The organism is Paeniglutamicibacter psychrophenolicus (genome assembly GCF_030812255.1).
Taxonomy (GTDB): domain Bacteria; phylum Actinomycetota; class Actinomycetes; order Actinomycetales; family Micrococcaceae; genus Paeniglutamicibacter; species Paeniglutamicibacter psychrophenolicus_A.
Genome location: NZ_JAUSSH010000012.1, coordinates 87928 through 110194, shown reverse-complemented (window position 1 = coordinate 110194; position 22267 = coordinate 87928). Strand labels below are relative to the sequence as shown.

Sequence of the window (22267 nt, the reverse complement as noted above, 5' to 3'; positions counted from 1 at the left end):
CGGTGGTGCAATTCGTGCATTGCTGCAGTCGTTGCCGGTGGTGGCTATTCCCCGAGGGAAACAATCACCTGGGCTGCGCGCAGGACGCGCTCGCCCTTCTTGAACCCGGTGCGCAGCACCTGGGCCACGTGGTCCGCCGGGATCTCCGCGTGCGGCTGCTGGATCAGCGCCTCGTGGATGTTCGGGTCGAAGAGCACCCCGGCCTCGGCGATACGCTCCAGGCCGAGGCCCTCGAGCACTGCGTCGAGCTTGTTGGCGATCGAGGCGAACGGGCCCTCGGTCAGGTCGCCGTGGGCACGGGCCGCGTCGATGTCGTCAAGCACCGGCAGCAGGTTCACGAACACCGACTGCACTGCTACATCGCGTGCCACGTCGCGGTCGCGCTCGACGCGCTTGCGGTAGTTGACGTACTCGGCCTGCAGGCGCAACAGGTCGTCGCGCAATTCGGCTTCCTTGTCGTTTGCCTCCGGCGCCTCGGTGTCGGCTGCTGCCTCGTTGAGGATGGCCTCGGCCTGGCTCAACGCGTCTCCCGAATCGTGGGCCTCGTCAACGGGGGTCACCTCGTCCTTGGAGATGCCCTCGTCGTGGTTTTCCTCTGACATGGTTGATGCGCCCCTTACTTCTTTTCGTCTTCGTCGATGACCTCGGCGTCGACGATGTCCTCTTCGGCGTTCGGGGCCTCGGCATCGGCGGCGGCAGCGCCCTCGGACTGTGCCTGCGAGTAGATGGCCTCGCCGAGCTTGGTCTGCGAAGCCTGCAGCTTCTCGAACGCGGTCTTGACCTCGTCGTCGTTGTCCTGCTTCTCCAGGGCGGCCTTGAGCGCGTCGACGTCGGCCTGGACCTCGGTCTTGACCTCTTCGGGCAGCTTGTCCTCGTTGTCCTTGATCAGCTTGTCGACCGAGTACGCTGCCTGCTCGGCGGCGTTGCGGGTCTCGGCCGCCTCGCGGCGGGCCTTGTCCTCGGAGGCGTGCTCCTCGGCCTCGCGGACCATGCGGTCGATGTCGTCCTTGGACAGCGCGGTGCCGCCGGTGATGGTCATCGACTGCTCGACTCCCGTGCCCTTGTCCTTGGCCGAAACGTGGACGATGCCGTTGGCGTCGATGTCGAAGGTGACCTCGACCTGCGGGATCCCGCGCGGGGCCGGCGCAATGCCGGTCAGTTCGAAGGTGCCCAGGGCCTTGTTGTCGCGGGTGAACTCGCGCTCGCCCTGGAAGACCTGGATGGAAACCGAGGGCTGGTTGTCCTCGGCGGTGGTGAAGGTCTCCGAACGCTTGGTCGGGATCGCGGTGTTGCGCTCGATCAGCTTGGTCATCACACCACCCTTGGTTTCGATGCCCAGGGACAGCGGGGTGACGTCGATGAGCAGCACGTCCTTGCGCTCGCCCTTCAGCACGCCGGCCTGCAATGCGGCGCCCACGGCAACGACCTCGTCCGGGTTCACGCCCTTGTTGGCGTCCTTGCCGGCCAATTCCTTGACCAGGTCGACAACGGCGGGCATGCGGGTCGAGCCGCCGACGAGGATCACGTGGGCGATCTCGGAGACCTTCACGCCGGCCTCGGCGATGACGTCCTTGAACGGCTTGCGGGTTCGCTCGAGCAGGTCGGCGGTCAGTTCCTGGAACTTGGCGCGCGAGAGGTGCTCGTCCAGGTGGACCGGGCCGTCGGCGGTGACCGAGAGGTACTGCAGGGAGATGTTGGTGGAGGTGGCGCTGGAGAGTTCCTTCTTGGCCTGCTCCGCGGCTTCCTTCAGGCGCTGCAGGGCGATCTTGTCCTTGGACAGGTCTGCGCCCTTCTGCTTGGCCTGGGCCAGCAGCCAGTCAACGACCCGCTGGTCCCAGTCGTCGCCGCCGAGGCGGTTGTCGCCCGAGGTGGCGCGCACCTGGATGGTGGAGAAGTCGTCTTCGTCCTTGCCGACTTCCAGCAGGGAGACGTCGAAGGTTCCGCCGCCGAGGTCGAAGACCAGGATGAGCTCGTCTTCCTTGCCCTTGTCCAGGCCGTAGGCCAAGGCTGCTGCGGTCGGCTCGTTGACGATGCGCAGGACGTTCAGGCCCGCGATCTCGCCGGCTTCCTTGGTGGCCTGTCGCTCGGCGTCGTTGAAGTAGGCCGGGACGGTGATGACCGCGTCGGTGACCTTCTCGCCCAGGTACGACTCGGCGTCGGTCTTGAGCTTCATCAGCGTACGTGCGGAGATTTCCTGCGCGGTGTACTTCTTGTCGTCGATGGCGACCGACCAGTCGGTGCCCATGTGGCGCTTGACCGAGGCGATGGTGCGATCGATGTTGTTCACGGCCTGGCGCTTGGCGATGTCGCCAACCAGGACCTCGCCGCTCTTGGCGAAGGCCACGACCGACGGGGTGGTGCGGTTGCCTTCGGCGTTGGCGATGACGGTGGGCTCGCCACCTTCGAGGACGGATACAACGGAGTTGGTGGTTCCGAGGTCAATACCTACGGCACGTGACATGGGGATGCTCCTTCATTACCTTGGGAAAATGTTCCAACGCCAGCACGATTCACATCGGTTGAGCGTTCTGGACTCAAGTTTACTCGCCGTCAAATCGATGTCAATTCAAAGTTGAGCGAGGATGGCTCAACTTTGCCGATGAGGCGTGGATTTGCCCCCAAGACCAACTCCAAGTTCCCCGGAATTCCGGGGAACTTGGAGTTGGCTGTGAACGTTGTTCGCCGGCAGAGATCATGCGGGAAACGCCCGTGGCCGGTGCCGGTGGGCCGGCCTGCATCCGCGGATCGACACCCCGGAGATGCTTGGCCTGCGAGGTGGCGTGTGGCAGTCGCGCGAGGCCAACCGGCTCAGCGACCCAGGACCAGGTCCACGCCGAGGTAGGCAAGCAGGCCGAAGGCCGTACCCCACAAGATGATCGAAATGACCTGCCAGAAGACCACCTTTTCCTTGGCGGCCCCGAAGGACACCAGCGCGGCCGAGGTGATTTGGCTTGGCAGGATGGTCTGCCCCAACAGGCTTACGCCGGCAATCCCGTACCTGTCGAATGCCGAGCGCAGCTTGGCGTACTTCACCGACGGGGAGGAATTTTCCTTGGCAACCTTTCGGCGCACCAGGTGGGCCCCGTTGACCAGCAGGAGCATCGAGGCGACGTTTCCAATGACAGCGGCCGCCACGGCAATCACCGGGTTGATCCCGATGACCACTCCGAGCGCCGAGCCGAAGTAGGACTCGATGAAGGGGACGGCCGCTGCCAGCATCACGGCGAGCCACTGCAGCGCGGGCGGGAATTCGGCGGTGAACTGCTGCAGCGATTCAATCAAGGTGGATCTCCAAAGTCGTCAGGTCGCGGTCATCTGCGCGGCCTCCCTGCCGATCAAATGATTCGGGCGCTTGCCGCGGCGTCATGTCACCAGATTATTGGCTCTCCCCGCCCGGCCCGGTCATCCAAAGGATGATCTCCCCGGGGCGGGAACGCAGCGGGTTCAACCAAAGGGATGATTCCGCGAATCCCGCCGAGCGTTCCTTAAACGCCAAGTGGGCCCGGGATTGCAACGAATGTTGCATTCCCGGGCCCACGTGTTGGATCAGGCTGGCCACCAGCGGTGGCCGAAACGGTCCTAGAAGTTGCGGCCGTTCGAGGCCGGAGCCGAGGCGCGACGCGGACCGCGTCCACGGCCTGCACCGGTTGCGGCCTCCACCTTGGAGGCGCCCAGTGCATCGGCGATGGTGTTGCCGCCGCGCGGGCGGGAGCCGGCACCCGAACCCTGGCGCTGGCCCGAGTTGTTGCGTGCCGCTGCCGAACCGCGGTTCGGAACGGGGCTGCGACGGGCTACGTCGCGGTCGTCCTGGCGCACGTCGACACGACGATCGGCGCGGTTGTCGGTGCGACGCTCGCCGCCACGCGAAGCCGAGGCGCCGCGGCCGTCGTTGCGGCGTTCCCCGCCACGGCCGCCTGCAGCGGCGTAGCCGCGGCCTTCGCCACGGTTCTCGGTGCGGCGTTCGCCGCCACGTCCTGCCGCGCCGTTCCCGCCGCGGCTCTCGGTGCGACGCTCGCCGCGGCTTTCGTCGCGGTTGCGCGGTGCTTCCCCGCCGGCGCTCTTGGCGGTGCCGCGGCCGCCGCGGCGACGGCCCCGGCCGCCTGCTGCGTCGGAGTCGTTCAGGGTGTCCTTGCGGACACTGGCGGTGCTGCGCAGCTGCGGGGCAACGTAAGCAACGGGCTCGGCACGTTCTCCGACAACCTCGGAAACAACCTGGGCGTTCGGGGTGACCTTGACCATCGGCACCTTGATGCCTGCGGCCTTCAGCAGCGACTTGACGTCGCTCTGCTGGTCCGGGGTGACGACGGTGACAACGGTGCCGTCCGAACCGGCGCGGGCGGTGCGGCCCGAGCGGTGCAGGTAGGCCTTGTGCTCTGCCGGCGGGTCGATGTGGACGACCAGTTCGACGCCGTCAACGTGCACGCCGCGGGCGGCGACGTCGGTGGCCACCAGCACGCGGGCATCCCCGGCAGAGAAGGCGGCTAGGTTGCGGTCGCGGGCGTTCTGGCTCAGGTTGCCGTGCAGGTCAACGGTCGGGATGCCGCATTTGGACAGCCAGACGGCCATCTTCTTGGCGTGGTGCTTGGTGCGCATGAACATGATGCGGCGCCCGGAACCGGAGGCGAGGGTGCGGACCAGTTCCTTCTTGTCGTCGTTGGACACCAGGAACACGTGGTGCTCCATGGTGTTCACCGAGGCCGAGGAGGAATCCACCGAGTGCACGGTCGGGTTCTCGAGGTAGCGCTGGACGAGCTTGTCCACGCCGTTGTCCAGCGTGGCGGAGAAGAGCATGTGCTGGATGCCGCGGGGGGCCTGGTCCAGGATGCGCTTGACGACCGGCAGGAAGCCGAGGTCGGCCATGTGGTCGGCCTCGTCCAGCACGGAGATCTCCACGCGGGAGAGGTCGGCGACGCGCTGCTTGAGCAGGTCCTCGAGGCGGCCCGGGCAGGCGATGAGGATGTCGACCCCGGCGTTGAGGTCCTTTTCCTGTCGCACCTGCGAGACGCCGCCGAAGACGACGGCAACGCGCAGGTCCACGGCCTTGGCCAGCGGCTCAACGACCTTGGCGATCTGGGTGGCCAGCTCGCGGGTCGGTGCCATGATCAGGGCACGCGGGAAGCGGGCCTTGCGCGGCTTGGGGTTGGCTGCCAGGCGGGCGACCACCGGAAGGGAGAATGCCAGGGTCTTGCCCGAGCCGGTCTGGCCGCGGCCGAGCACGTCGCCACCGTTAAGGGTGGTGGGAAGGGTGGCTTCCTGGATGGGGAATGCGCTCTCGATCCCCTGCGACGCGAGGACGTCGGCGAAGATTGCGGGCACGCCAAGGGAAGTGAATGAAGGACTCACGTGGTACTTTCTCTCAAAGCTTCGCACGACGGTTTCGGCGCGCGTGGTCGCCGAAGAAAGAGAGAGCCAAGATGGCGCTAAGCGCACATTGACCGGCCGCGTTCGCTCCCCCGAAAGGAAGCAAGGCATGCGGCGGATCGGGAAATCTAATCTGTCGACGCATAGACCCTCGGGCTGCAAGCAGAGTGCTCGCACCTTACCGATCTACAAGTACCCAGCTTATCAGCACCCGGGGCCTCGCCGAACGAGAGATCCGTTACCTTGTGCGCCCGAGCTTGCTTGGCCACCACACTTTCCCGCCGAGATCATGGACCAGTGCCGGCACCAGCAGCGACCTGACCACCAGGGTGTCAAGCAGCACGCCGAAGGCGACGATGAATCCGAGCTGCAGAAGGAACATGATGGGGATGATGCCCAGCGCGGCGAACGTGGCCGCCAGCACCACGCCCGCGGAGGTGATGACGCCACCGGTGACGGCCAGGCCTCGCAGGACGCCCGCACGCGTGCCGTGCTCCAGGGATTCCTCCCGGACCCGGGTCATCAGGAAGATGTTGTAGTCCACGCCCAACGCCACCAGGAACACGAATCCGAACAGCGGAACGGACGGGTCGGCCCCGACGAAGTTGAAGATGCCGTTGAAGACCCAGGCGGAAACTCCCATGGCGGTTCCGTAGGACAGCAGGGTGGTCGCCACCAGGAGCACCGGGGCCAGGATCGAGCGCAGCAGCAGCATCAGGATGAGCAGGATGGCGCCGAGGATCAGCGGGATGATCTTGACCAGGTCGGCCTGCGCCGTGGTCGCGGTGTCGCCCAGCGTCGCCGTGGTTCCGCCCACCAGCGATTCCGGGTCCTGCCCGTGGAGCATCTCCCGCAGGTCGAGCAGAGTTGCCTTGGCGGCGTCCGAGTCCGCGGCGTCGTCCAGGGTGATGGAGATCAGGCTCCGTCCCCCGACCACTTGGGGCTCGCGTCCGGCCTGCACGAGGGCGGGTCCGCCGTCGGCGGCCTGGAGGTAGGCCGAGGCCACCCCGCCGGTGTCCTCGATCCGGGGCAACAGGTCCGCGGCGCGCGATTCATCGACGATGGCGAAGAGCGGGCTTCCCGTGCCTCCGGGGAAGTGCTCCCCGAGTACGAGTTGGCCGTCGCGCGAATCGGTCTGGCCCAAGACCAGTTCGCTTTGCGGCACGCCGGAGGCCTTGAGCTGGGTCATGCCCAGCGCACCGGCGGCCAGCACCAACGCCGTAAGCACCCAGATCGGCCGGGGGTGGCGACCGACGAAACCGGCAACACGTCCCCACAGACCCGCGGGCAGCTCCTCGGCGTCCAACCGAACCTCGGGCTTCGGCATGAAGGGCCAGTAGGCTTTCCTGCCCAGCAGCGCCAGCGCGGCGGGCAGGAACGTCAGGGCGGCGATGATGGAAAAGACGATGCCGCTCGCGCCAATCGGGCCCAGCGCCTTGTTGGAGTTCAGGTCCGAGAAGAGCAGGCACAGCAGGCCCACCGTCACGGTGCCGCCGGAAGCCAGGATGGGTTCCACGGATCGCTTCCAGGCCGTCACCACGGCCTCCCAGCGGTCCTGCCCCTTGGACAGCGCCTCCTTGTGCCTGGCCACCAGCAGCAACGAGTAGTCGGTTGCGGCGCCGATGACAAGGATGGAGAGAATGCCTTGGCTTTGCCCATCGAGTCTGATCCAGCCCTCCTGTGCCATGAAGTACACCGCGAGGATGGCGGCGCACAGCGCGGCGACGGCCGTGAACAGCACCGTGACCGGTAGCAGGACGGAGCGGTAGACCAGCAGCAGGATCAGGAAGACCGCGCCGAGCGCCACCCCGAGCAGCACCCCGTCGATGCCCCCGAAGGCCTCCACGAGGTCGGCGCTGAATCCGGCCGGGCCGGTGACGTAGGCGCGGGTCCCCTCGGGAACCCGCTCGGCAAGCTCCGCGCGCAGGTCGTCGACCGCAGCGTCGACCTCCGCATTGCCATCCAACGGAACCAGCAGCTGTGCCGCAAGCCCGTCCTCGGAAGCGAAGGGGCCGACGATCTCGCCGTCCAGGCCCCCGAGGTCCTTCAGCGAGGCGGCGACCTCCTTGATCCGGTCCTGGTCGATCGCCGATTCGCCGGCAATCACCACCACCGCGGGGATGGCGTCGGAGGTGCGGAACTTCGCTTGCCATTCCAGGGCCCGCGTCGCCTCGGCCGTGGCCGGCAGGAAAGCCGCCTGGTCGTTGGTTTGCACATCCCCCAGCTTGCCGAAGGTCGGCCCGCCCACTCCGGCGACACCCAGCCAGATCGCGACCAGCACGACGGCCAGCACCGCGCGGAAAACGGCTTTGCCCGTTCCCGGACCGGGCTTCTTTCCCGGTTTGCCGGGGCCCGCCCCGACCTCCATGACTTGATGGTCCACGTTCCAACCCCTCGTTGTGCCGATGGCTTTCCATCCGCATCCCGTTATGTCTTCATCAAATAGTATTTCCATGATGGAGCTATTACAAGTGGAGGCATAGAATGGTCACCATGGATCCCGCCGCCGCCTTCGAACTCGTCCTGCTGCTTCAGCAGTTCGGCCAGGCCTCGGACCGCTACGTCGAAACCACCGGGTCCAGGCACAAGACCCACCGCACGGACATGAATGCTCTGGCCGTCATCATGCGCTTCGAACGCGCCGGGACCCCGCCCACCCCGGGCGACCTCTCGCGGACCCTGCAACTCAGTTCGCCGGCCACCAGCGCCATGCTCGACCGGCTCGAGCGCGTCGGCCACATCGAGCGCCTGCGCATCGACAAGGACCGCCGCGTCGTCCGCGTCAAGATGACACCGAAGGCGCAGGCCGACGGGCGGGCCATGTTCGCACCCCTGGCGGCGAGCATGATGGAGGTCATCTCCACCTACACCGATCAGGAAGTAGAACTGGTATCCCGCTTCATGGCCGACGCGACGGCCGGCGTGGACAAGGCCAGGCACGACGCGGAACACACGTAGCCGCCACCCCTGGCCCGGCCGCGTCCCGGTGAGCGCGCCGCGGACCGGGCCCGGGAGGGGTGCCCGCCCCGGCCTGCCCTGCCGGCGCTGGCCCGCAGCGGGGATTCGCACTAGGCTCGTGGCAACCGTCGGCCGAACGCTGGTGCGTTCATGATCGTTGAGGACCAGTCCCCGCCATGACCGAACTCCCCACCACGGGCACGCCCCATCCCCTTGCCGCCGGATTCGATTCCACGCGCACCCTGGAATTTCCCCCCGGATTCCGCTTCGGATCGGCAACCGCCGCCTTCCAGATCGAGGGCGCAAGCCACGAGGACGGCCGGGAGGACTCCATCTGGGATGCGTTTTGCCGGCTGCCCGGCGCCGTCTTCGAGGGGCATGACGGTGCGGTTGCCGCCGACCACTACCACCGGATGCCGCAGGACGTGGCGCTGATGGCCGAGCTGGGCCTGGACACCTACAGGTTCTCCACCTCCTGGGCGCGCATCAAGCCCGGGGACAGGGCACTGAACCCCAAGGGCCTGGACTTCTACTCGCGGCTGGTCGACGAGCTGCTGGGTCACGGGATCTCCCCGTGGCTGACGCTCTACCACTGGGATTTGCCGCAGGCCCTGGGCGAGCGCGGCGGCTGGGCGAACCGGGACACCGCCTACCGCTTTGCCGACTACGCCCTGGCGGTGTTCGAGCACCTTAAGGACCGGGTCACGGACTGGACCACGCTGAACGAGCCCTGGTGTTCGTCCTTCCTCTCCCATGCCGGCGGCGAGCATGCCCCGGGGCACACGGATCCGGAAGAGGCGGTGGCCGCGGCGCACCATCTGCTGCTGGGCCACGGACTGGCCACCGAGGCGATGCGGGAGGTCGCGGGCAAGGAGCACCGATTGGGCATCACGCTGAATTTCACCGTCGCCGATCCCGCCGACCCGGCACACCCCGGGGACGTCGATGCCGCACGGCGAATCGACGGCTCCTTCAACAGGGTCTTCCTGGACCCGATCTTCCGCGGCAAATACCCCGAAGACGTCCTTGAGGACATGGCCGGGGCCGGTCTGGCCGGGCACATCCGGGACAACGACCTGGAAACCATTGCCGCACCCATCGACGTGCTGGGCGTGAACTACTACAACGGGGTGCTGGTAGCCGCTCCCCAGGACCCGCCGGCCTCCGAGCAATCACTGGTGTTCGCGTCCGAGCGCGGGCTCCCGCGCCGGAGCCCCGCGGTGGGCAGCGAACGGGTGCGGAACATCGACCGGCCCCTGCCGCGCACCGCCATGGGCTGGGAAGTCCAACCCGAGGGGCTCGAACGATTGCTGCTGCGCCTGCAGGAGCAATACACCGGGCCGGCCGGGATCCCCATGGTCGTCACGGAAAACGGCGCCGCCTACGACGATGCACCGGATGCCTCCGGTTTTGTCGACGACTCCGCCGACCGGCTGGCGTTCATCGATGCGCACCTGCGGGCCGTGCACCGGGCCATGGAACGCGGGGCCGAGGTGCGCGGGTACCTGGTGTGGTCGCTGCTGGACAATTTCGAGTGGGCCTTCGGCTACGACAAGCGCTTCGGGATCGTGCGGGTCGACTACGACACCCAGGCCCGCATCCCGAAGGCCTCGGCCCGCTGGTATGCGCAGGTGGCCGCCTCTCACCGGGTGCCGGGCCGGGGGTAGCGTTCGCCGGCCGTCCACCTGCCGGGATGCCGGGAAGGGCAGGTACGGGTGGGGGCCCGCGCTCCCCTAAACTTGTCCGGTGACTCTTTCCCTTTGGCTCTCGCTGCTAGGCGCCTCCACGTTGATCAGCTTCACCCCCGGCGCCGGGGCCATCAACACCATGACCAACTCGCTGAACTCCGGCTTCCGCCGCTCCATGTGGGGCATCCTGGGCCAACAGGCCGCCCTGCTCATCCATGTGATCGTGGTGGCCGCCGGCGTGGGGCTGCTGGTGTCCCGCTCCCCGCTGTTCTTCACCGCCATCCGCTACGCCGGCGCCGCCTACCTGGTGTACCTGGGCGTGCGGCTGATCCTGGCCAAGCCGCAGGGAAGCGAGGAAATCGACCTGCGCGGACGCGAATCGGCCCTCTCGATGTTCCGCCGCGGGCTCTGGGTCAACCTGCTCAACCCCAAGGCCATCGTGTTCTTCCTGGCCTTCACCCCGCAGTTCATCCGGCTCGATGCCCCGGCGGCGCCCCAGTATCTGGTCTTCATCGGCACCATCGTGGCCGTGGACATCGTGGTGATGTGGCTGTTCTTTGCCGCCTCGGCCAAGAGCTTCAGCCGGTTCACCGCCACCGAGCGCGGGCAAAGGATCCTGAACCTGACCTTTGGCACCCTGTTCATTTTCGTCGCCGCCCTGCTGGTCTTCATCCACTGACGCCTTACATGGCACCACGGTTGGCAGGCGAGGGGGAAGGGCACAATCCGATAACCATCGGATGGAAGCGTGTTTAGGCCTGTCACTAGGTGCGTAAGGGCCCTAGACTAAAACCATGTTTCGGATAATGACAGTGTGCACGGGCAACATCTGCCGCTCCCCCATGGCCGAGTACATGCTTCGCACGGCACTTGACGATGCCGGTATCACGGACGTCTCGGTGGAGTCCGCCGGCACCAGCGACGGCGAGGCAGGCCAGGGCATCGACCCGAGGGCCGCGGCCGTCCTGCAATCCCACGGCATCGATGCCGAGGAACACGTCGCCCGCGCCCTCGACCCCGATTCGCTGCCCGGGGTGGACCTGCTGCTGGCCATGGACCAGGACCACCACGCGGCGCTGGCGAAGTTGCTGCCCACCGATGCCTCGGCCCCGCGACCCGAGCTGCGCATGATGCGTTCCTTCGACACCGCTTTGTCCGCGACCCCCCTCGAGGACCAGGGCATCTACGATCCGTGGTTCGGCGACTCGGCGGATTTCCGCCTGTGCTGGCAAATGGTCAACGCCGCCATCCCGGGAGTGCTCGACTACGTGCGCGCCCACATCATGCCCCAACGTGGCAACTAGCCCCGTCCTGGTCCTTGGCATCGACGGCCGCTCCGGCGCCGGGAAGAGCACCCTGGCCGCGGAGCTGGCCACCGTCCTGCGCCGCCACCGCGAGGTCTCCGTCTTCCACCTCGAGGACATCTACCCCGGATGGGACGGCCTGGCCGCCGGCACCGCAGCCTACGTCGAACAGGTCCTGACCCCGCTGGCCCAGGGCCGGTCCGCCGGCTGGGACACCTGGGACTGGAGCTCGAGCACCCCCGGAACCCGGGCGGCGCTGGATCCCGCCCCGGTCATCATCATCGAGGGCGTCGGGGCCGGCTGCGCAGCCGCCCGCCCCCTGCTCGATGCCCTCCTCTGGGTCCAGGTCCCCGACGACACCCGCAAGACCCGCGCCCTGGAACGCGACGGGGAGGTCTTTGCCGCCCATTGGGACGACTGGGCCGCCCAGGAGGATGCCTACCTGGCCGCGGACGCGGTGGAGGACCACGCCGATGTCACCGTGGAGAACCGCGCCGACGGCAGCGCCCCGGGGCACGTACTGCGGGCACTGCGGTCGTTGCCGGCCTGCCACCGCGTGCTCACGCCCGAGCGCGCCGAGTCCGCGGCGCTGGAACCGGTCCACCTGGCGCTGGATGCCGCCCCGGATGCCGCCGCGCTCTTCGCCGCGCTGTATTCCGGGGCCGAACATGCCGTGCTGCTCGAATCAAGCAACCTCGGCTTCACGGACCCGCACCAACGCAACCGCTATTCCATCATGGCCGCAGCCACCACCGACGAGTGCGCCATCTACGAACAACGCGGCGGGGTCGGGATCCTCACCGAGGGCACCGCCACCGCACGGCTCGCCGGCGGCTTCTTCGATTGGCTCTCCCGCGCCTGGGAAGCCGGAAGCTTCCAGCCGGACCGGAACGGCCTGCCCTTCCTTCCGGGCTGGCTGGGTTACCTGGGCTACGAGCTCAAGCGGGAAACCGGAGGCAGCGACAACCGTTCCGCGGCACGGGTTCCCGACGGGCCGGCCGACGCGGCCCTGCTCAGGCCCTCCCAGGTCGTGGTCGTTGACCACCACACCTCCACCGTGCACCTGCTGGCCACCAGCGATCCGGCCGGACTCCATGCCCGGGTCAGGGAGGTGCTGCCCGGAGCCGTGGAGGCGCCGGCGGTTCCCGCGGCCCTGGAGCCGGCACCCGGGTTCACGGTGCGCGACGAGCGCGACGGCTATCTGGACAAGGTCCGTGCGGCCCAGGAGCAGATCCGCCAGGGCAACAGCTACGAGGTCTGCCTGACCACCGCGTTGGGCGCCCCGGGCGTGCCGTGCGACCCCTGGGGAAACTATCTGCGCCTGCGCGCGGCAAATCCCGCGCCCTTCGCCCACTACCTGCGCTTCGGGAACATGGCAGCGGCCAGCACCTCCCCGGAGCGGTTCATGTCCATCGGCGCCAACGGCTGGATGCGGGCCGAGCCCATCAAGGGCACCCGGCCGCGCGGCCAAACGCCCGATGCCGACCAACGGCTTCACCGGGATCTGGCCTCCTCCCCCAAGGACCGTGCCGAAAACATCATGATCGTGGATTTGCTGCGCAACGACCTCTCGCACTTCGCGGTGCCCGGCACCCTGTCGGTGCCGCGGCTCTGTGCCATTGAAAGCTATGCGACGGTGCACCAGATGGTCTCCACCATCGATGCGAAGCTGCGCCCGGGAGCCCCGCGCGCCGAGGCCATCGCCGCGGCGTTCCCCGCCGGCTCCATGACCGGGGCGCCAAAGGTCTCCACCATGGCGATCCTCGATTCCCTGGAGGACGGGGCTGCCCGCGGCCTGTATTCCGGCGCCGTCGGGTACTTCTCAGCCACCGGGTCCGCGGACCTGTCGGTGGTGATCCGCACCCTGGTGATGAGCCGGACGCCGGAGGCCGACGCCGGGTGCTGGGACCTGTCCCTGGGCGTGGGCGGGGCAATCACCGCGGATTCCTCCCCCGAGGAGGAATGGGACGAGGTCCGCACCAAGGCCTTCGGGGTCCTCTCGGCCCTGGGCACCACCTTCCCGGGCAGCTAGCAGGCACGCCGGCCCGCGGCGTTGTGCCGCGGCGGGCCGGCGGCATCCCCCGCGGACTATGCCTGGTTGACGGCCTTCTTCAGCAACTGAACCAATTGCTTCTTGTCCTCGGCGGTCAGCTTGGTCACGGCGTAGGAGCTTGGCCAGAAATTGCCGTCGTCGAGGTTCGCATCCGGCTGGAAACCGATCGTGGCATAGCGCACCTTGAACTTGGCGGCGCTCTGGAAGAAGACCACCACCTTGCCTTCCGCATTGGTATAGGCCGGCATGCCGTACCACGTCTTCGCCCCCAGGGACACGTGTGCTCCTGGACCAGCTCGTGCAGGGTCTGGGCCAGTTCCTTGTCCGTGCCGGTCATCTCCCCGATGGCTGCAAGGCATGCCGCTTCCAGGTCGGCCGCGGCTTTTGAGGCCTTGGCCTCGGCGGCGGCAGCCCGCATCGCCGCCTTTTCCTCTTTGCTGAAGGTCGTGCTCATGGCTTGTTCCTCTCGATCGTCTGCGTTACGCCATTGACTCTAGGCGGAGCCACCGGGAAGCGCTTCTTGAATCCTGCTGGCTTGGATGTCCCGCGTTGGATGCGACCGGGGAGTCCACCGAGTGGCCTAGGGCCCGGACTGCCTGCCTCGAATAGCCATGCCAACCGGTGGTGGCCGTTCGTTGCTGCCGGGGCAGACGGGCGGCAACCCCGACAGGCAGAAATTGGTGCACCAGCTGTGCTGCGCCCCCTGCCCCTTCTGGCGACAGCATGTGGATCGATGCACCGAATCCGGTCTCGGCGTGGGATCGGCGAAGCGGTGTGCCTTGTGGATGCCCGGGCCTGCGTCCCGGGGAGGTGGCTAGGTGTCGCTGTGTTGGGCGATGTTGAGCACCGTCCCGTCGGGCGCCCGGACGAAAAACCGGCGGATGCCCCACGGCTCCGTCGTCAGCGGATGGACGAGTTCGTAGCCACGTCGGACGGCCCCGGCGTAGGCTCCGTCGACGTCGTCCACCTTGACGGTGAGTTTGGGGTTCTCGGGTGCCGTCGCATCCCGCGAAACCAGCTGGAGGTGTTCCCCGGATCTGGGCACCACGAAACGGGTGACCCAGTCCAGTCCCATGTCCTGCCCGTCCAGCCCCAGGTAGTCGGAATAGAATGCCTTCGCCGCCTCGATGTCTTCCACGGTGAGGTCGATCGTTATTCGGATGACGTTCATGCGCCTCTCCAGTTCTCGAAGTCCTTCCATCATGCAGCCTGTGCGGTCGGGCGTCCATCTCTCGGGTCGCGGTCGGGCGTCCATCTCTCGGGTCGCGGTCGGGCGTCCATCTCTCGGGTCGCGGTCGTTCCGGCAACACCCGCGGCCATCCGGCAGGCCGAACCTTGCCGGGGGGGGCGCGGCCGGCTTGGTGCTGCGGCCGCCCGCGCCCGCGCGGGGTCAACCGGCGATGAGTTCCATGACCGGGCCCTGGTGCAGCGCCCGGTAGATGTCGTCGCGAATGAGGTTGGCTTCCGGCGCCGTCAGTGTTCGCCCGATGGGCCGCAGCACCAGGCGGATCAGGGCGTTGGCCTGTCCTGACTCGATCCGCAGCCGGTCCCGTGCCGCGGCGGGCAGGTCCGTGAAGGGTGCCAGGTCCAGGAGCTCGACGGATTCGAGGTCGTCCATGCGCGTTCCCAGGGCCTGGCGGACTGCGTCGCCCAGGATCTCGTCGTCGAATGATTCGGGCACGACGATCGAGATGTCCCTGCGCATGGGAGGAAGCAGGGAGACTTGTTTCCACGGTTCCAGGTCGAGCATCTGGGATGCGATGTGTTCGTTGCCGGCGCGCAGGAGGCGGATGTCGGGGATTCCCTTGCGCAGCATCAGGGCGCGGTCCAGGCCCATGCCCAGGGCCAGGCCCGACCACTGCTCCGGGTCGAGTCCCGCATCGGCGAAGAGCCCGGGCGCCATCAAGCCGCATTCGGCCAGTTCCAGCCAGTCGTTCCCCACCAGCACATCCACCTGCATCCCGTGTCTCGTGTACGGATGCACGGCCGGAACCGTGCGCCATGGGGCACAGGGCAGGACAGCTTCAACGAGCTCGGCCACCATGGATTCCAGGTCGCGCGGCGCCAGCGTGGGGGTGGATGCGATCCGCCAGAGGTCGACCTGGTGGGGTGCACCGACGTGGGTGCGGTCAATGGCGTCCCGGCGATAGACCAGCCCCGGCATCACGACCAACTCATCCATGTGTTGCATTGGCGGCAGGTTCCGGAGCAGGGCAGGGACGGAGGCCGAGGTGTGGCTTCGAAGCATCACAGTGGGACTCGCGTAGCGGGAATAGCGTCGATCGCGGGTCACCGCTGACGGGGAGAAGCCGAGCTTGTCGTAGTTGTCGGCCACCGAGACCAGCGGGCTGTTTCGCACCGTTCGGGCGGCCACGCCCCACGACCGGGTGAGGACGTTTTCCATGTGCGCCAGCAGCTCTTGCATGGCGTGGGGGCCGTGGTCGGGATCGGAGAGGTCGCGCAATGCCAGCGCGTCATGAAGTTCGGCCGGGGATAGATAGGTAGTCATCAGGGGTCCTTGGAAGGGGTTGGATCGGTGGGCATTCCCCCGATCCGCTCCGCCACCAGGACCTAGGCGCGCGCCAAGAAGCCCTCGCGACCGGTAACCGGTCGGGGGCAGGTAAATCGCTGTGCGCTACGCATGTTCCCAAGGATAGCAGGGTGCATTTATTGCTCCGATGTCGGGTGGGTCGTCGTTGAAATCAGAAGCCTGCACGGGAAGTCGCCACGTTCTGACGCATTCCTTGGCTGTCCCGGTAGGACTGTGCTTTGTTCGCGCAACCGCAGGAAAAATCTTTAGTAAGTGCTGTCGAGACAGACGGGCCTCATTCGGAACGGCTCACGGGCATCTTACGGTCGTTCTGCGGGGCGGTTCCATGAAGGCTGCCGGTCAGAGGCGACTGCCGACCGTGCCCACCTTGGAACCTCCGCCCGGATTCGTGGCCCTGTCCCCGTCGATGACTTGTCCGAGCTTCAGCTGGCGAATGGAGGGAAGCGCGAGCGGGAGCAACGCCGCTACAACGAGGACCGCCGACATCAGGCCCATGAAGCCCGGGGTGCCATGGTTCCGACTCAGCGCACCGAACAGGATGTATCCGATCGGTACGGGCAGCAGCTGGCCGAAAGTGCTGATCGAGGACAAGCGGGACTGCAACCCTTCCGGTATTTGTTCCTGGAAGAACGCGGACCAGGACACGATCGAGATATCCAGGGCAATGCCGGCCAGGACGGCGGCACCGACGATCACCCAGATCGGTGCCACGAAGCCCAGCGCAACCAGCGGCAAGGCCTGGGCCGCCAGGCAGAGGGAAACGGTGACGCCCACCCGTTGGGGCCGGACCGCTACGGCGACCAGCGAGCCTCCGACCAGCCCGAAGGCGAATCCCCCACTGATCAGTCCCCAGGCGAGGGCACCGCCCAGGGAAGAGTGGGAAATGACGGGTCCGAAGAGCTGGAATCCCACAAGCCACATGAGCACCGTGACGGCGGACTGTGCCACCATGACGACGTACCAACGCCTGGCACGAAATTCCTTCCACCCGGTCGGGAAGGCCGAGATCGCCGAAGCCTTGCCCTTGATCGGTCGAGGCAGGCGGATGGACGCGAGAAAGAACACCGACACAAGGAATGTCGAGGCATTGAAAGCCAGCGCCCAGCCCGGCCCCACCATGGCCACCACCAGTCCGCCAAGCGCCGGGCCCAGCACCTTGGCGACGTTCAGTGGCAGGCGGAGCACCGCGTTCGCCGCCACCCGAAGCCCCGCGGGAACCAGTTGGACGATGGAGCCCTGGGAGGCCGGCTGGAAGAAGGCCGAGGCAACGCCCAGGAGAAGGACTGAAGCGGCCAGCATCCACAGTTCGGCCGTACCCGTCAGGATCAGGATGGCCATGGCCACCTGCACGATCCCGGAGCCGGCGTTGGCGACGACCATGACACGGTCACGCCGGACCCTGTCGCCCAGCACGCCGCCGACGAGCAACAGGAGGACCTGCGGGGCGATGTTGAGGGCAAGGATGAGCCCCAGCCATTCGACTCCGCCGCCCGCCTCCAGGGCGGCAAATGCGACAGCGATTGGGGCGGCAGCCGATCCAAGGGAGGAAACCACCCGTCCGGTCCAAAAGCTTCGAAACTGCCGGTGGCGCAGGACGAGCGCTGCTTCCTTGATGCTGTTCACGGTTTGGCAGGCTCCATTCGGGGCTTCGTGTCGTATGTCACCGAGTATGCCAGCATCCGTGGTCGCCCGCCCGGCGACACTCAAGGGCGATAGCCATGCCGAATTCGCGAAGCCGGGCAACCGCATCGACAGCTGTGCGAAGTGTCCAACGCGTTTCATCCCGGGCAACGGGATGAAACCGGCTGGAGCATCGGCGAGGGCTTCGGTGTCCTCCAGGCTCTTGGCGTCAGAAGAACACCCCAGGCGAAAGCCTTCAAATTCCCACGGGTACATTTCCGGTGAAAACGAAGGGCACCGATGATGTGGAACGGCGGTATCGTGGCCGCAAAGGGGTAGCGATTGCCCTGGCGGATCGAACGGGGTGAAGAACCATGCGGGCATTGGTCGTCGGCGCGGGAATCGGCGGGCTGGCCGCCGCCGGGGCGCTGGCAAAAAACGGCTGGGAGACCACGGTGCTGGAGCAGGCAACGGCACCGCGCACAGCCGGCTACATGATCGATTTCTTCGGTCCCGGTTTTGCCGCGGCCGAGTCCCTGGGCGCCATCGCGCACCTGCAACGCCGCGGAGAGCTGTATTCACGGGCCTGCTACGTTGACCAGGCCGGGCGAACCCGGGCGAAGTTCGCCATGGAATCATTCCTGAACGCCGCCCACGGGAAGTTCTTCTCCATCCTTCGCCCCGACATCGAAATGGGATTGCGCGAATGGGTCGGCGATTCGGTGGGCATCGTCCAGGGTGCGAGGGTCGTGTCCGTGGACCCGGGCCGGTGCCCGGGCGCCGAGGGGCCGGGGGATCCCGCACGTGCCGTGGTGGCCGACGGGCGCGACTTCGAGGCCGACCTGCTGATCGGCGCCGACGGCATCCACTCCACCGTGCGCGGCGCCATGCCCGCCCTGCCTGCCACCGGCGTGCTGCGGCATTTGGGATTGCATGTCTTCGGGTACGTCTTTTACGATCCCGAGCTTGCCGCAAGCCTGGGGCGCGACGTGGTGCTGACCGATTCGCTGGTCCGCCAGGCGACGCTGTACGCCCTCTCCGACGGGCGCGTGACCTTCTTTGGGGTGATCGAGTGCGACGACCCGGACCCGGACCCCGACACCCGGGAGGAGCTGTTCACGAAGTTCCGCGGCCTGGGGAGCAATGTCGACCGGGCGCTGGACCAACGTCCGGCGGAGATCTTCGAGGATGTCGTCGCCCAGGCGGTGGTCCCGGCCTGGAGCGCCGGGCGATGCGTGCTGCTGGGTGACGCTGCCTTCGCTGTCTCGCTGCTTGCCGGGCAGGGCGCCTCGTTGGCCATTGCCGGGGCGAAGGTGCTCGCCGATGCGTTGGGCTCCGGCAATGACATCCCCGCGGCCCTGGCCGGCTATGAGTCGAGCTGGCGTCCCCTGGTGGAGCAACAGCAGGAGGCCGGACGGCGCAATGCCCGGTTCTTTGTGCCCGCCGACCGCCGGGCGCTGTTGCTGCGCCGGTGGTCGCTGCACCTGATGAACCTGGCCCCGGTGAACGCCGTGATCGCCAGGCGCGTCTTTGGCGCTTCCGTGGTGGGCAAGGGCCATCCGACCCCGTGAACCGCCGCGGCCTGGTCAGTGGCCTTCCCGGGCGAAGAACTCCAGCGCCGCGGACACGACCCGCTCTGGTTGCTCGTCCAGGAGGAAGTGCGCCGCCCCCGGGATGCGGAGCAGTTCCATCGCATCGGCGTGCGACTCGTATCCCTGAAGCAGGTTGGCCGGGACCGCGTTGTCCTGTTCCCCCACGGCCAGCAGCGTGGGCGTGGTGAGTCGTTGGCCCAGGTAGCCTCCGCGCATCAGCTTGAGGAAGGTCGGGAACACGCACTGGCGGTAGATCGCGCCGATCGCCGCAGCCCGCCCGGGTTCGCGCAGCTTCGCCAGATAGTACTCCAGCACTACCGGGTCCCAGATGCCGGGGTCCAGCACATAGTTCCTGAACATCAGGCGGGCCATCGGCTGCCTGCCGCGGCCCATGAGCAAGGTGGCCATGCCAGGGGTCGCGAGCAGCGGCTCGAACCAGGCGTCCTTGAACACAGGCAGGAACCTGAGGTTGAAGCGCAGGAATGGATGAGGGATCGACAGCGACACCAGCGAGCGCACCCGCTCGGGGTGAGCCAGGCTCAGCATGAACGCGTAGAGGGCGCCGAGGTCGTGGGCGATGATCCGGGTTTGCTTGATGTCCAGTGCGTCGAGCAGGCCCAGCAGGTCCGCCAGCTGGGAATCGAGCGAATACCCGCCGGCCGGAGCCGAGCTTTGCCCGCAGCCGCGCAGGTCCACGGCGATCACCCGGTGGTTTTGGGCGAGCGCCGGGATCATGCCGGTGAAGACGGTGGCGTCCTGGGGAACCCCGTGCAGCAGGAGCAACGGCGTTCCCGTTCCGGCCTCGGCAACGTGCAGGCGCACGCCCGGCAGGTCAATGAATCTGTGTCCGATCCCGGGAGTGGCCGGTGCGGACCCCGAATTGATGTCCATGGCGCGAAAATACTACGTCTGTAGTATCCAGTCACTATGGTTGTAGTACAAGGTTCGGGCACCTATTCTGGTCCCATGCCACCAACCAAGGCCCGCGCGCTGCAGGCCGCCCTCGAGCTGCTGGGCACCGGCGGGATCCGGGCGCTGACCCACGCGCGCGTCGATGCCCGGGCCGGGCTGCCCAGGGGTTCGACCTCCAACCATTTCCGCACCCGCTCGGCCCTGCTGGTCGGGGCCGTGAAGGAACTCGGAGCCCGCGAGGCCGCCGAGGTGGCAGCAGCCCTGCCACCCGACAGCGCCCCGGGCCTGCTGGAGGTCCTCTGTGCGCAATTCCGCGCCGCCACCACGGCAGGACAAGGACTGACCGCGGCCCGCTTCGCCCTGTTCGTCGAGGGCATCGGGCACCCGGAGGTCCGCGACGCCGTCTCCCGCGGACGGGCCGGGTTCGAGCGGATGATCGTTCCGCTGCTGGGCCGGCTCGGGGCCGCGGAGCCGGAGGTCGCCGCCATGGCCTTAATGTCCGCCTACGAGGGGATGCTGCTCTACCACCTGGCCCGCGGACATGGGCCGGACCCGCAGCCGGTGCTCGAGCTGGTCCTGCGCGCGGCGGTGCCTTGGCCCGCGGCGCCACCGCGCTAAGGGCCTACCGGTTCGCCGTCCCGCGTGCCGCCGCCTATTGCAAGGTGGCCGAGAGCCTGGCGACGTTGTCGATCCAGCGGCTCACCGGGGTGCGCTTGGACCACTGCTCCAGGGTCAGCTCGGTGGAGTTCGCCCGGTAGACGTCCTGCACCTTCATCAACTCGTTGACCAGGTCGGAGCCCAGCAGCATCAGGGTGATCTCGAGGTTCAGGGAGAAGGAGCGCATGTCCATGTTGGAGGAGCCCATGACCACCACCTCGTCGTCCACGGCCATGCACTTTGAATGCAGCACCGTGGGTGCCTTGTACCGGTAGATCCGCACCCCGGCGCGCAGCAGCGCCTCGTAGTAGGACTGCTGGGCGTGCTGCACCAGGGCCTGGTCGCCCTTCTCACAGACGAACAGTTCCACCGCCACCCCACGCTGGGCGGCGGTGGTGATCGCATAGAGCAGTGAATCGTCCGGGACGAAGTAGGGGCTGGTGATCGAAAGCCGCTCGGTGGCCGAGTAGATCAGCGTGTTGAACAGCCGCAGGTTGTTCTCCGCCTCGAAGCCCGGCCCGCTGGGCACCACCTGCCCGATGTCCTCGCCCGCGTCGGGTGCCGCGTTCATCGGCTCCTCCACCATGGCCAGGTCGTGGAGCAGGTCCCCGTCGGATTCCTGCGACCAGTCGGTGGCAAAGACCACGTCCAGGCTGGTCACCAGCGGACCGCGGACCTTGGCCATCAGCTCGACCCATTCGCGGCCGATCTTGTGCGCGGAGGACCGCTTGTATCCGGGCTCGATCAGGTTCTGCGAACCGGTGAAGGCGACCTGCCCGTCCACCACCACGATCTTGCGGTGGTTGCGCAGATCCGGGCGCCGCCACCGTCGCTGGAAGGGTGCCAGCGGAAGCATCCGCCGCCAGTTGATCCCGGCCGCACTCATCCGCCGCACCAACCCGAAGTAGCCCTTCACGCGCAGCGAACCCAGGTGGTCGAAAAGCACCCTGACCTTGACCCCGCGGGCGACCGCGCGTTCCAGGGCCTCGAGGATCGGGCCGACGTACTCATCGTCCTCGCCGATGATGTAGAACTGCACGTGCACGTAGCGTCGGGCCTTGTCGATCTCCAGGCGCATCTCATCCAGGGATTCCTTGTATCCGGTGATGAATTCGACCGCGTTCCCGGCCTGCAGCGGCAGCGCCCCCAGGGTCCGGTTCAGCTCGACCGCCGAGAGCACCCAGTCCGGGGCCTCGGGCGAGCGGTTTCCGCCGATCATGTGCTGGGTGGCTTCAAGGATCGATTCGTTGACGTTTCTCTGCCGCTGGATCCGGCGCCTCGAGAGCTTGATGTTGGCAAAGAGCAGGTAGAGCAGCAGGCCCACCACGGGGATGAAGAAAATCGCCAGCAGCCAGGCCATGGCGGTGGTGGGGCGGCGGTTGCCGGGCACGATGCCCACCATCGTGATGCGGATGGTCAGCTCGATCCCCACCGCCACGGACCACAAAGCGGCACCAACCGTCAGCGCGTCGTTGCCCTCGTTCATGGATCCCTCCTTGCCAGAGTGTGGTTCCCGGCCTTTGTCCCAGACTACCGGCAGTGCGGGGAACACTTGGGAACCACGGCCCGGC

Annotated in this window: 18 protein-coding genes; 7 read left to right on the top strand and 11 right to left on the bottom strand. The window is 67.3% G+C overall.

Annotation, left to right across the window (positions count from 1 at the left end):
• Positions 1-44: 44 nt before the first annotated feature.
• From J2T21_RS15525 to J2T21_RS15505, 5 genes are all read right to left on the bottom strand, one after another.
• Positions 45-602, bottom strand: a complete 558-nt coding sequence (locus tag J2T21_RS15525) for a nucleotide exchange factor GrpE (RefSeq protein WP_307582490.1) — start codon at positions 600-602, stop codon at positions 45-47.
• Between the two features lie 14 nt (positions 603-616).
• On the bottom strand, positions 617-2461 hold the full coding sequence (gene dnaK / locus J2T21_RS15520) for a molecular chaperone DnaK (RefSeq protein ID WP_307582488.1): 1845 nt from the start codon (positions 2459-2461) through the stop codon (positions 617-619).
• 347 nt (positions 2462-2808) lie between these two features.
• The gene (locus J2T21_RS15515) at positions 2809-3282 is read right to left on the bottom strand and encodes a hypothetical protein (protein ID WP_307582486.1); all 474 of its coding nucleotides are present in this window, start codon (positions 3280-3282) and stop codon (positions 2809-2811) included.
• A 297-nt stretch (positions 3283-3579) separates the two neighbouring features.
• Positions 3580-5343 carry a DEAD/DEAH box helicase gene (locus J2T21_RS15510; RefSeq protein WP_307582485.1) on the bottom strand — a complete coding sequence of 588 codons (1764 nt, stop codon included), beginning with the start codon at positions 5341-5343 and terminating at the stop codon, positions 3580-3582.
• Positions 5344-5599: 256 nt separating this feature from the next.
• Positions 5600-7729, bottom strand: a complete 2130-nt coding sequence (locus J2T21_RS15505; protein ID WP_307582536.1) for an MMPL family transporter — start codon at positions 7727-7729, stop codon at positions 5600-5602.
• A gap of 125 nt (positions 7730-7854) precedes the next feature.
• On the opposite strand from J2T21_RS15505, the gene J2T21_RS15500 reads away from it, so the two are divergent.
• The 5 genes from J2T21_RS15500 (at position 7855) to J2T21_RS15480 (ending at position 13343) form a co-directional block, all read left to right on the top strand.
• Positions 7855-8319, top strand: a complete 465-nt coding sequence (locus tag J2T21_RS15500; protein WP_307582483.1) for a MarR family winged helix-turn-helix transcriptional regulator — start codon at positions 7855-7857, stop codon at positions 8317-8319.
• A gap of 176 nt (positions 8320-8495) precedes the next feature.
• Positions 8496-9986 carry a glycoside hydrolase family 1 protein gene (locus J2T21_RS15495; RefSeq protein ID WP_307582481.1) on the top strand — a complete coding sequence of 497 codons (1491 nt, stop codon included), beginning with the start codon at positions 8496-8498 and terminating at the stop codon, positions 9984-9986.
• 79 nt (positions 9987-10065) lie between these two features.
• On the top strand, positions 10066-10686 hold the full coding sequence (locus J2T21_RS15490) for a LysE family transporter (RefSeq protein WP_307582479.1): 621 nt from the start codon (positions 10066-10068) through the stop codon (positions 10684-10686).
• Between the two features lie 115 nt (positions 10687-10801).
• Positions 10802-11311: a low molecular weight protein-tyrosine-phosphatase gene (locus tag J2T21_RS15485; protein ID WP_307582477.1), complete on the top strand. Its 510-nt coding sequence runs from the start codon at positions 10802-10804 to the stop codon at positions 11309-11311.
• The gene (locus tag J2T21_RS15480; protein WP_307582475.1) at positions 11301-13343 is read left to right on the top strand and encodes a chorismate-binding protein; all 2043 of its coding nucleotides are present in this window, start codon (positions 11301-11303) and stop codon (positions 13341-13343) included. The genes J2T21_RS15485 and J2T21_RS15480 overlap by 11 nt, the downstream gene beginning before the upstream one ends.
• 56 nt (positions 13344-13399) lie before the next feature.
• On the opposite strand, the gene J2T21_RS15475 is transcribed toward J2T21_RS15480, so the two are convergent.
• The 4 genes from J2T21_RS15475 to J2T21_RS15460 all read right to left on the bottom strand — a co-directional run bounded on the left by J2T21_RS15475 (position 13400) and on the right by J2T21_RS15460 (position 17538).
• Positions 13400-13642: a hypothetical protein gene (locus tag J2T21_RS15475; protein ID WP_307582473.1), complete on the bottom strand. Its 243-nt coding sequence runs from the start codon at positions 13640-13642 to the stop codon at positions 13400-13402.
• A 536-nt stretch (positions 13643-14178) separates the two neighbouring features.
• The gene (locus tag J2T21_RS15470) at positions 14179-14535 is read right to left on the bottom strand and encodes a VOC family protein (protein ID WP_307582471.1); all 357 of its coding nucleotides are present in this window, start codon (positions 14533-14535) and stop codon (positions 14179-14181) included.
• A 219-nt stretch (positions 14536-14754) separates the two neighbouring features.
• Entirely contained in the window at positions 14755-15873 is a 1119-nt protein-coding gene (gene srmL / locus J2T21_RS15465; RefSeq protein WP_307582469.1) for a PheS-related mystery ligase SrmL, read from the bottom strand.
• 381 nt (positions 15874-16254) lie between these two features.
• The gene (locus tag J2T21_RS15460) at positions 16255-17538 is read right to left on the bottom strand and encodes an MFS transporter (protein WP_307582467.1); all 1284 of its coding nucleotides are present in this window, start codon (positions 17536-17538) and stop codon (positions 16255-16257) included.
• Between the two features lie 371 nt (positions 17539-17909).
• On the opposite strand from J2T21_RS15460, the gene J2T21_RS15455 reads away from it, so the two are divergent.
• Positions 17910-19106 (top strand): FAD-dependent monooxygenase, encoded by a 1197-nt coding sequence (locus J2T21_RS15455; protein ID WP_307582465.1) that lies wholly within the window; start codon positions 17910-17912, stop codon positions 19104-19106.
• A 15-nt stretch (positions 19107-19121) separates the two neighbouring features.
• On the opposite strand, the gene J2T21_RS15450 is transcribed toward J2T21_RS15455, so the two are convergent.
• Positions 19122-20018 (bottom strand): alpha/beta fold hydrolase, encoded by an 897-nt coding sequence (locus tag J2T21_RS15450; protein ID WP_307582463.1) that lies wholly within the window; start codon positions 20016-20018, stop codon positions 19122-19124.
• 75 nt (positions 20019-20093) lie between these two features.
• Here J2T21_RS15450 and J2T21_RS15445 point away from each other — a divergent pair, with 75 nt between their 5' ends.
• On the top strand, positions 20094-20657 hold the full coding sequence (locus tag J2T21_RS15445; RefSeq protein ID WP_307582461.1) for a TetR/AcrR family transcriptional regulator: 564 nt from the start codon (positions 20094-20096) through the stop codon (positions 20655-20657).
• Between the two features lie 34 nt (positions 20658-20691).
• Here J2T21_RS15445 and cls read toward each other — a convergent pair whose 3' ends face one another.
• A complete protein-coding gene (gene cls, locus J2T21_RS15440; RefSeq protein WP_307582459.1) occupies positions 20692-22182 on the bottom strand; it encodes a cardiolipin synthase in 1491 nt (496 codons plus the stop codon).
• Positions 22183-22267 lie beyond the last annotated feature (85 nt).